At 48.7% G+C, this 10,239-nt stretch carries 11 protein-coding genes; 7 read left to right on the forward strand and 4 right to left on the reverse strand.

Annotated features, from left to right (window positions below; translation table 11 throughout):
- Nucleotides 1-1,164, forward strand: a 1,164-nt coding sequence (locus RM811_RS22950; protein ID WP_402528922.1) for an ATP-binding protein, incomplete at its 5' end; no start/stop codon positions are given.
- A 174-nt stretch (nt 1,165-1,338) separates the two neighbouring features.
- Here RM811_RS22950 and msrB read toward each other — a convergent pair.
- Nucleotides 1,339-1,731, reverse strand: coding sequence for a peptide-methionine (R)-S-oxide reductase MsrB (msrB, locus tag RM811_RS22955; protein ID WP_402528925.1), 393 nt, complete (start codon nt 1,729-1,731; stop codon nt 1,339-1,341).
- Between the two features lie 163 nt (nt 1,732-1,894).
- Between msrB and RM811_RS22960 the strand changes: the two genes are divergently transcribed.
- Nucleotides 1,895-3,109 carry a pyridoxal phosphate-dependent aminotransferase gene (locus tag RM811_RS22960; protein ID WP_402528927.1) on the forward strand — a complete coding sequence of 405 codons (1,215 nt, stop codon included), beginning with the start codon at nt 1,895-1,897 and terminating at the stop codon, nt 3,107-3,109.
- 48 nt (nt 3,110-3,157) lie between these two features.
- On the opposite strand, the gene RM811_RS22965 is transcribed toward RM811_RS22960, so the two are convergent.
- A complete protein-coding gene (locus RM811_RS22965; protein WP_402528929.1) occupies nt 3,158-4,270 on the reverse strand; it encodes an ETS domain-containing protein in 1,113 nt (370 codons plus the stop codon).
- 380 nt (nt 4,271-4,650) lie between these two features.
- Between RM811_RS22965 and htpX the strand changes: the two genes are divergently transcribed.
- Both htpX and dcuC read left to right on the forward strand, forming a co-directional pair.
- On the forward strand, nt 4,651-5,538 hold the full coding sequence (gene htpX, locus RM811_RS22970) for a protease HtpX (RefSeq protein WP_402528932.1): 888 nt from the start codon (nt 4,651-4,653) through the stop codon (nt 5,536-5,538).
- Nucleotides 5,539-5,752: 214 nt separating this feature from the next.
- Nucleotides 5,753-7,120, forward strand: coding sequence for an anaerobic C4-dicarboxylate transporter DcuC (gene dcuC, locus RM811_RS22975; RefSeq protein ID WP_402528933.1), 1,368 nt, complete (start codon nt 5,753-5,755; stop codon nt 7,118-7,120).
- A 149-nt stretch (nt 7,121-7,269) separates the two neighbouring features.
- Here dcuC and RM811_RS22980 read toward each other — a convergent pair whose 3' ends face one another.
- On the reverse strand, nt 7,270-7,635 hold the full coding sequence (locus tag RM811_RS22980) for a hypothetical protein (RefSeq protein WP_402528936.1): 366 nt from the start codon (nt 7,633-7,635) through the stop codon (nt 7,270-7,272).
- 119 nt (nt 7,636-7,754) lie between these two features.
- On the opposite strand from RM811_RS22980, the gene rnd reads away from it, so the two are divergent.
- From rnd to RM811_RS22995, 3 genes are read left to right on the forward strand one after another with little or no spacing between them, the layout of a single operon-like run.
- Nucleotides 7,755-8,906, forward strand: coding sequence for a ribonuclease D (gene rnd / locus RM811_RS22985; protein ID WP_402528938.1), 1,152 nt, complete (start codon nt 7,755-7,757; stop codon nt 8,904-8,906).
- Nucleotides 8,907-9,230 carry a YcgL domain-containing protein gene (locus tag RM811_RS22990; protein ID WP_402528940.1) on the forward strand — a complete coding sequence of 108 codons (324 nt, stop codon included), beginning with the start codon at nt 8,907-8,909 and terminating at the stop codon, nt 9,228-9,230.
- Nucleotides 9,227-9,676 (forward strand): YcgN family cysteine cluster protein, encoded by a 450-nt coding sequence (locus tag RM811_RS22995; RefSeq protein ID WP_402528942.1) that lies wholly within the window; start codon nt 9,227-9,229, stop codon nt 9,674-9,676. The genes RM811_RS22990 and RM811_RS22995 overlap by 4 nt, the downstream gene beginning before the upstream one ends.
- Here RM811_RS22995 and RM811_RS23000 read toward each other — a convergent pair.
- Nucleotides 9,663-10,239 (reverse strand): nitroreductase (locus RM811_RS23000; RefSeq protein WP_402528945.1); only part of this gene is annotated, 577 nt, incomplete at its 5' end. The genes RM811_RS22995 and RM811_RS23000 overlap by 14 nt on opposite strands.

Below are 10,239 nucleotides of genomic sequence, written 5' to 3' on the forward strand. Positions count from 1 at the left end.
GATCCAACCCGTATCAACCAGGCCATTAACAACCTTCTGGGCAACGCCATCAAATTTACCCATGAAGGCGAAATCAGCCCTTCACTGGAATTCAAACCACTGGATAAAGACAGCCTTGAGGTCATCATCAACATTACCGACACCGGCATCGGAATCCCCCGGGAAGCCATTGACGCGATCTTCACACCTTTCACACAAGCCAATAATGAAATTTATCAGAGCTATGGTGGTTCAGGCATGGGACTGGCGCTGACTAAAGAGCTGGTAACAGCCATGAACGGCTCAATTCAGGTTATTTCCCGTGAAGGGCATGGCAGCACATTTTCAATAAGACTCCCTCTGACTAAACCTGAAAACGCAAATTCCGAGACCATCAGACCACTTATAAACCACCCGATCGTACTGGCCTGCAAGGAGTCAACGCAGCAAATATGTTACAGAATGCTCAGCCACTGGAATGTGCCTTGCAGCATCGTTGACCTGTACGATGCAAGTCTGGACTTTAACGGTCCATCAGATGGGCATAAGGCTGTCTCTCTCGTCATTACTGATCAAAAAGCACTGGCACTGAACATGGCCAGACACCACCCGGACCATAAAACTATTTTTATCAGCTTTGGACAACCGCAGGGCATGCCGGACAATGTCGTCTGGCTCTCCCTCCCGGTGACTCAACAGAAGCTATATCGCACGTGCGCTGAAGTTATTGGTATTAAAGACCCTGGCAGGCTATCAGCAGCAAAAATAGATAGCTGGACTCATTTGAAAAAAAGCCTGCCCTCCAAACCGATCGAATGCAGAAAGAAAAGAGTTCTGGTGGTTGAAGATAACGCCATCAATCGACTGGTCACAGAGGGTATGCTTGAACAACTGGGACACGATGTTGAGCTTGCTCATAATGGCAAGGACTGCCTGACTACCTGCAACAGCCAGTCATTTGATCTGATTTTAATGGACTGTAATATGCCACTGATGGATGGTTATACGGCAACACGGCATCTTCGTGCATCACCCGGCACCCAATCCACGCCCATTATCGCGCTGACAGCAAACGCTCTGGACGAACATAAAGAATGTTGCCGCAAAGCCGGTATGAATGACCACATTTCCAAGCCCTTTAATAAGAAGGAATTAAACCGGGTACTTGAACTCTGGTTAAGTTAGATCATCCCGGGGAAAAATTCCATCTTCCGGGTTCATTTGAATGAAATAAATTGCAGAGACAAGCCAAATCAGTGTGCCTGCTACCCTGTGCTTCAAACCAATGCTGTGTTCACTCACGATATCATCCTTTATATCGGTTTTTGTTCAGGAAACCCGGTTAATAAGTCCAGCAAATTAACGATCGTTAAAGGTCATGGCAACGGAGTTGATGCAATAACGCAGGCCTGATGGTTCCGGGCCATCCGGAAAAACATGGCCAAGATGGGCATCACAGTTTGCGCAAAGTACTTCCGTACGAGTCATACCCAGACTGGTATCTTCCTGTATCACCACCGCCTCACTGTCGATTGCCCCGGAAAAGCTTGGCCAGCCACACCCGGCATCAAACTTTACCGATGAGTCAAACAATGGTTGCTTACAACAGACGCAGTGAAATACCCCGTTTTTTTCAAAAAAGTTATATTCCCCGGTAAAAGGGCGCTCTGTGCCTTTTGCACGGCAAACGGAATACTGCTCGTCGGTCAGTTCTGCCCGCCACTGTTCATCTGACTTTGTTACTTTCATCACATAGAGCCCTTTTCATTGCATCAACTGCATCAGAATACAATCACGCCGCTGAGAATAACCGCCTGAATAAAAACTATCTACCTGATGCAACTCTTGACAGATCACTTCATAATGCCATGTTGCGAAATGCTAAGAAGCTCAATTAACCATCGGTAAAACATGCATGAAGGATATTGAAAAATCCACCAAACTCGACAATGTCTGTTACGACATTCGCGGCCCCGTTCTTCGTGAAGCCAAACGGCTGGAAGAAGAAGGACATCGTGTTCTCAAATTGAACACGGGCAATCCCGCGGCGTTTGGCTTTGATGCACCCGATGAAATCACCCAGGATGTTATTCGCAACCTGCCCATATCCCAGGGCTACTGTGACTCCAAAGGTCTGTTCTCTGCGCGCAAGGCCGTTATGCAGTACTGCCAGCAGAAGGACTTTCCACCGATTACCGTCGAAGACATTATTATTGGTAACGGGGTCAGCGAACTGGTGGTGATGACCATGCAGGCCCTGCTGAATAATGGCGATGAGATGCTGATTCCTGCGCCTGACTATCCACTGTGGACGGCAGCGGTTCACTTGTCGGGTGGACGGGCTGTTCACTACCATAAAGATGAGCAATCTGACTGGTACCCGGACATTGAGGATATTCGCAGTAAAATCACGGCAAAAACCCGCGGTATTGTGGTGATCAACCCGAACAACCCAACTGGCGCCCTTTACCCTGAAGAGATTCTTATAGAGATCGTTAAACTGGCCAGAGAACATGACCTGATCATCTTTGCCGACGAAATCTATGACAAGATTCTCTATGACGGTGTTGAGCATACCGCTCTGGCCTCTTTGGCAGACGATGTTCTGTGCATCAGTTTTAACGGATTATCCAAGTCTTATCGGGTCGCCGGCTTCAGAGCTGGCTGGCTGGTGGTTTCAGGCCCAAAACATAATGCAAAAAGCTATCTTGAAGGTTTGGAAATACTGGCATCCATGCGCCTGTGTGCCAACGTGCCGGCACAGCACGCCATTCAAACGGCACTGGGTGGCTATCAAAGCATTAACGACCTGATATTACCCGGCGGCCGCTTGCTTGAGCAGCGCAATCGGGCATGGGAAATGCTTGACCAGATCCCGGGGGTCAGCTGCGTAAAACCCAAAGGCGCGCTTTACCTGTTCCCGCGACTGGACCCGAAACATTACGCCATTCAGGATGATCAAAAACTGGTTCTGGACTTTCTGCTGCAGGAGAAAGTGCTATTGGTTCAGGGAACGGCGTTTAACTGGCCCGACCCAGACCACTTGAGGATCATCTCTCTTCCCCGGGTTGAAGATCTGGAAACGGTGATGACTAAACTTGAGCGTTTTCTCAGCCGGTATAAGCAATAACAATATAAACAGCCATTAAAAAAAGGAGGGATCGCGCTCCCTCTTTTTTCATTTTGAATGATTTAACGACAGTCTCTTAAATCTTACTTTATGCTTTTCCAAAAACCCTTTAACCTCTTCATTATGAATGTCAAATTTATAGTAAGGACTTCTTATATTTTCAACCCCATCAACCATGATTAAATGTTTAATCATCAAACTTTCATATTTATATCTAATAGCTCTCGAGAATGAATCATAACTCATATTTTTATTATTCACCTCCCCCCAACGACGAGCTATTTCATCATGTTCCACCTTGCTGGAAGCTATGATAAATGTGCCTTTTTCCTTTTCACGAACCCATTTAATTAGATTATTTTTACTCGCCTCTATAATTATAAACTCACTTATTTTCACCCTTGGTGTTTCTCCCCTGATCTTACGCGAGGTCAATTTCCTGCCTCCCCTGTTTTTTTCCGTTTTTGTTTTCTTTCCAGCCTTAAGCAAGGTCGATGTCTCAGGGCGCCTCCTTTTTACCGGCACCTGAATACGATTACCTGGGCATGACTGATCGCCAGAATCCCCCATAGGGCTAGCCATCCCTTTTTGCCTTTGCCATTCAGATGGCTCTTCATTTACCAAAGCAGCACGACTAACCAAACACATCAATTCTTCAAACGTCATAAACTCTAATGGTGATGATAGCCAATCAAACATCCCAGAAAAATCAGCGCTGGGCTCCCCAGCATTAAGTCTATTGAGATTGAAATCCTTTTCAGAATCAATAACAGAAAGTTTCCAGGGCGAAGCGGGTTCAGACTGTTGCCACATATCACCAGAATCATCTTGATTCTCTCCCCTTACCACCAATGCCTGCTTACCTGTTACCCCTGATAATGAATGCCCCTCAGTAATAGACTCATCTGGCAGCTCATCTGGCAGCTCATCAGCCATGGCTTCAGGGTTCTCACCTGCCGGTTCAGAAGGTGGGAACTGCATTCCAAAGGAGAGGTGATCATAACTTTTACCGGGTTCTGCCAGCAGATCCAAATCCAAATCCAAATAATCAAAGTATTTATTGATAATGCAAGAGCCTGCCATCGTATGGACTGTAGGATGATTTGAAATTGTTCGGTCATTTAATGTCAATTCATTCGGAGAAAAACTGGACTCAGGCATCCAATTAGCCCGCTCTGTGTCCGGAGTATCGTCCAAGGTGGCAGCATGGCTATGATCTGTTATTACAGCTGGGACTGCCGGTGTTAGCCTCATAATAAATTCCTCTATATAAAGCAGAAATGATATAACACGCTTACTTTTTAAAATATTTTACTATCAGACATTCAAAAGCCGACTCGGTTCCCGGGTAGCTGATAATTTCCCGCACCATCGAACTAATATCTGGCTTTCTGAAACAGCCCCCCCTTTCGCCCCTGTCAATTATGTGTAAATAAACAGCGCATTTTTCACACACCTTCTATAGACACCCTTGAAACAAAAAGAACCCGCCTCTATATAGCTGTTTCATGATAATGATGACGATGAGGTCACCCTGAATAATGAAGAGAATCCTGTTGTTTCTGGCTACCAACATGGCCGTGTTGTTACTGGCCAGCATCACACTGAATATTCTCGGCGTCGGCAGCTACCTGGGCAGCCAGGGGCTGAACATGGGTTCACTGCTGGCTTTCTGTGCGGTGTTTGGCTTTGCCGGCTCTTTTGTCTCCCTGCTGCTCTCCAAAACCATGGCGAAAATGGGTACCGGTACGAAAATCATTAAAACGCCACAGACAAACCAGCAACGCTGGCTGTTAGAAACAGTAAAAGAACTGTCTGGGAAAGCCGGTATTGGACTGCCAGAAGTGGGCATTTTTCACTCCCCGGAAGCCAATGCCTTTGCTACCGGCTGGAATAAAAATTCCGCACTGGTGGCGGTCAGTCAGGGCTTGCTGGATAAGTTCAGCCCCAATGAAGCCCGGGCGGTGATTGGTCATGAAATCGGCCACGTCGCCAATGGTGATATGGTGACATTGAGCCTGATTCAGGGGGTCGTGAACACTTTTGTTATGTTCTTTGCGCGGATCATTGGTTATGCCGTTGATTCCTTCCTGCGCCGTAACGACGATTCTGGCGGTGTTGGCATCGGTTTCTATGTCACCAGCTTTATTGCTGAAATCGTCCTTGGCTTTCTGGCCAGTGCCATTGTTATGTGGTTCTCACGGCAAAGAGAATTCCGGGCAGATGAGGCCGGTGCAAATCTTGCTGGCCGTCAGGATATGATTGCTGCCCTGGAGCGTCTCCGCTCTGAATATGAAGCCCCCAGCGCCATGCCAGCCACCATGACGGCCTTTGGTATTCGCAGCGGTGCTCGTAGTGGTCTTGCGGCATTATTTACCAGTCACCCGCCACTGGAAAAACGCATCGAAGCTTTACGCGCTCACCGTTAGGCCGTTGTCCGCTATCCGTTGTCCGCTTCCCGAAAAAGACGGATCCGCTTTTGCGGGCAACGGGCAACGGGCAACGGGCAACGATGGTTGATTCTATCCCCTCTTTCTTGTTTCAGATCAATAAACGATCACCTTACACTCGTTCTATCGTTCCATTTTATGTAAATTCCCTGCATCAATTTTTCATACTTATGCAATAAATAAGGGGATTTCCATGATTGAGCTGTTGATCGGGCTGATGGTGACCATCGCTGTGGGTTACTTCATTGTCAAAGGTTACAGGCCTGCCGGTGTTCTGCTAACAGCGGGGGTTTTTCTGCTGCTCATCACCGGTGTGCTGGGCCATACCATTCTGCCCGCCAAAATCACATCAACCGGCAACCTGGTCACCGATTCCCTGGAATACGTAAAATACATGCTGCAAAACCGGGGTGGCGGGCTGGGCATGCAGATCATGCTGCTGTGTGGTTTTGCTGCTTATATGACCCATATTGGTGCTAATAATGTCGTGGTAAAACAGTTTTCCAAACCGCTTTCCGTCATTAGCTCACCCTATGCTCTGTTGGTTGCCGCTTATATTGTCGCCTGTTTAATGTCCCTGGCGGTCAGTTCAGCCACCGGCCTGGGCGTATTGTTAATGGCGACCCTGTTCCCAATGATGACCGCCATGGGTATTTCCCGCCCTGCCGCCGTGGCCGTGTGTGCCTCACCTGCGGCCATTATTCTTTCGCCAACCTCCGGTGATGTGGTGATTGCTGCGGAGAAGTCCGGTTTACCACTGGATGTGTTTGCCGTTGAGACCGTACTGCCGGTTTCTATCTGCGCCATTCTGGTCATGGCCGTTGCTGCTTTCTTCTGGAATAAATATCTGGATAAGAAAGAAAACACGCCCATGAAAAAAGTGGATATTTCTGAAATAGAAGTCAAAGCACCCGCTTATTATTCGATACTCCCTTTCCTGCCCATCATCGGTGTATTCCTGTTCAACGGTGAAACCATCAAAGGGTTATCTCTGGATATTTACACCATTGTGGTTGGCTCAATCTTCGTGGGTGCTTTGGTGGACTTCGTCACTAAACGCTTTGATGGCAAAGCCACGCTGGAAGACCTGGAATCCTGCTACGAAGGCATGGCCGAAGCCTTCAAGGGCGTGGTGATGTTATTAGTGGCAGCGGGCGTTTTTGCCCAGGGCCTGATGTCCATTGGCGCTATTGATAACCTGCTGAACCTGGCTGAAACAGCCGGTGCCGGTGGTATCGCCCTGATGCTGATGCTGACGGCCCTGACCGTTGCCGCCGCTATTGCTACCGGTTCCGGTAATGCGCCGTTCTATGCCTTTGTGGAACTTGCCCCGTCTCTGGCGGCAAAGATGGGCTTAAACCCGGCATTCCTGATTATCCCCATGCTGCAGGCATCGAACCTTGGTCGTACAATCTCCCCGGTATCCGGCGTCATCGTGGCCACCTCCGGTATGGGTAAAATCAGCCCGTTTGAAGTGGTGAAGCGTACCTCGGTTCCTGTACTTGCCGGCCTGGTGACGGTTATTTTAGGTACAGTGGTTCTTGTACCAATGATGGCATAAATCTGATGACAACCCGTTGTCAGAGTCACTGAAGAGAAAACAGGACAATGGTAAAACCTGTGGTGACGATGCACTTACGATGACAAACGGTCATTCCGTACAGGGACTGTACGGAATGCATCAAACATGGCAGGACTGCGCCCCAAAACTCACCACTCCCGCGATTCCAGCATCACGCTGGCCGCATAATAAACACCAGCAAGCCCCAAACAAAGGAGAGAAGAGCAACAACCCGCAATCATTGCGTAATAGCAGGCTCTGCCGGCACTGGCACTGATATCTCGCGCACATATATCCTTGTTCGAAAACGCTGATTCAGACTTAACAGAATCTTTTTTTGAACATACAGAAAGACTTCCAGAGCCACTACGATCATTTCTTTTAATTTTTTTGCAGCCCCTGTGACAAAATTTACCAGAACGATCCTGGATAGAATTTTTACTACCAACAGGCTCATGGCAAGTAACACACTTACCCCTGGGGCTGTTATTTTCGATAGCCATAAGCTCTCTCATTGATGCACTGCCTGTGCGTTCATTGAACCCAAAACACCGGCATAAACATTTTCTTTCCTTCTTTTTGGGAATCCACCAGAAAATCCTTATAATGGTGTTTTTCATTAGAACTATTAGCTATGCAACTTTTGCCTCCAGAGCCCGTCTGGATCACCACCAATCAGACACTGGAAGACTACTGCCAACAGTGGTCAGCTCTTGATGCCATTGCATTGGATACCGAGTTCATCCGTACGGACACTTTCTACCCACTGCCTGGCCTGATACAGGTAGGCACAGGGTCTGGCGTTTTTTTAATCGATCCTCTGCTGATCGATCAATGGCAACCACTCGCCAACCTGTTTGACAACCCCAGTGTCATAAAAGTTCTTCATGCCTGCAGTGAAGATATGGAAGTGTTCAAACTGTTAACGGGCAATACTCCACGACCACTGTTTGATACCCAGATTGCTGCGGCGTTTGCCAATCTGGGTTTTTCCATGGGCTACCAGGCATTACTCAAAAATATACTGAATATTGATCTGCCCAAAGATGAGACTCGTTCGAACTGGCTTCAAAGACCATTAACGGAAGCCCAGGTTCGTTATGCCAGTCTGGATGTTGTGCACTTGCTGACGGTTTATCAGCACCTTGACCAGCTACTGATCAAAACATCAAAAAAAACCTGGTTTGAAGATGAGTGTCTGTCAGTAACACTTAATGTCCTCCCCTATGATCCGGACAACGCCTGGAAAGATGTGAAACGGGCATGGCAGTTACGGCCTCAACAGCTTGCTGTGTTAAAGGCCCTGTGTTATTTCCGTGAGACCGCATCCCGGGAAGAAGACGTCCCAAGAAACCGGGTTATTCCCAAAGGCAGTCTCTGGCCCCTGGCAAGGTTTCAGCCCAAAACCACCAATGCACTTCGGGAAACCCTCGATATGCGCGCCAGCATTATCCGTCATCATGGTGAACAAATACTGGATATCATTCGCTCTGCCAGCCACATCCCTGCTGAGCAATGGCCTGATCCCCTGCCTGCCCCCTTACCCAAAAGCGCCAAGGGCTGGGGCAAGCACATCAAAACCCTGATAGCTCAACAGGCTGTTGAGCTGGAACTCCCCCTGGAGTTACTGTCACCCGGTAAGCTAACTTCTCCCCTGCTCCGCAACTGGCTGGACAAGGGTTATTTCTCCCTGCCCGATACCCTCACTGGCTGGCGCCGTGATATCATCGCCACCCCACTGATCAAGCAGCTCAATCTATTGAATGAACCAGAAAAAGGCCACTGAATGAAGTCGCTGGTATCTATATACAAAAGCCCGAAACGGGATGAGATGTACCTTTATGTGAACTATTCACACAAGAAGGGCGCATCTCTGGAGCAGATAATTCCTGAGTCATTAATGAAGGCATTCGGAAAACCTTCTCATGTTTTTGACCTGCTACTGACACCGGCGAAAAAACTGGCCAGAGTCGACACAGCCAGCGTGCTTGAGGGGCTGGCCAATAATGGTTACTACTTGCAAATGCCGCCTGCGGACTCTCAAGGGCAAGAAGATGACTACACCATTCGCCTGCCCGATGAATTTCTCTCATTTAACGATCCAATATGACAACACAACCTTTCTGGGAAACCAAAGCCCTGTCAGAAATGACCATCGAGGAGTGGGAAAGCCTTTGCGATCGCTGCGGCCGATGCTGCCTGCACAAGCTGGAAGATGAAGATACGGATGAAGTTTATTATACGTCCGTGGCCTGCCGATTGCTGGACACCGACAGTTGCCAATGCCAGGATTATCCAAACCGAAAACAGATAATTCCCGACTGTACGGTACTGACACTGGAGGATATTAAGAACTTCCATTGGCTGCCTGAATCCTGCGCCTATCGCCGGATCAGCGAAAAGAAGCCACTGTCTGACTGGCACCCTCTGATATCCGGCACCTTTGAATCAGTTCACACCGCCGGAATTTCGGTCAAAGGCTGGGTACACTCAGAAAGCGATGTTAACGTGGACGATCTGGAAGACTTTATTATCCCCCACGTCATGGTTCGCTGACGGCTGAATCACCTGACCATACAGAAACAAACTTTTCGATATCCACCGCTGGCACTTTCTTTTTCACGCCAGCGGGTTTACCCAGATAGACAAACCCCATCAGCTGCTCATTATCGGCCAGCCCAAGACCTCTGGCTAATGATGGCTGATAGCAGAGCGTCCCGGTTCGCCAGATAGCTCCTACTCCCTGGGCATGGGCCGCCAGCAACAGAGACTGCACGGCTGCAGCCAGCGACATTTTCTGTTCAATTTCCGGTACCTTCGGATGCTCCTTAACCGGACAAATAGCCAGAACCAGCACCGGCGCTCTTAGTGGCAACCCCCGAAGTCGAGTCAGGGCATCATCTGAAAGATCGGGCTGTTCCTCTAATGTCACCTTTGCCAGTAACTCGCCCAGTGCCTCACGAGCCTCGCCGCTCACGGTCAGAAAACGCCAGGGCCGAAGGCGGGCATGATCCGGTGCTCTCAGCGCTGCCTGAAACATAATGTCCAGCTGCTTATCTGTTGGCCCGGGATTTTCCAGCATGGGTGATGACACCCTTCCCAGCAAAAGCTCTATTCCA

The organism is Endozoicomonas sp., assembly GCF_031844845.1.
Lineage (GTDB): Bacteria > Pseudomonadota > Gammaproteobacteria > Pseudomonadales > Endozoicomonadaceae > Endozoicomonas.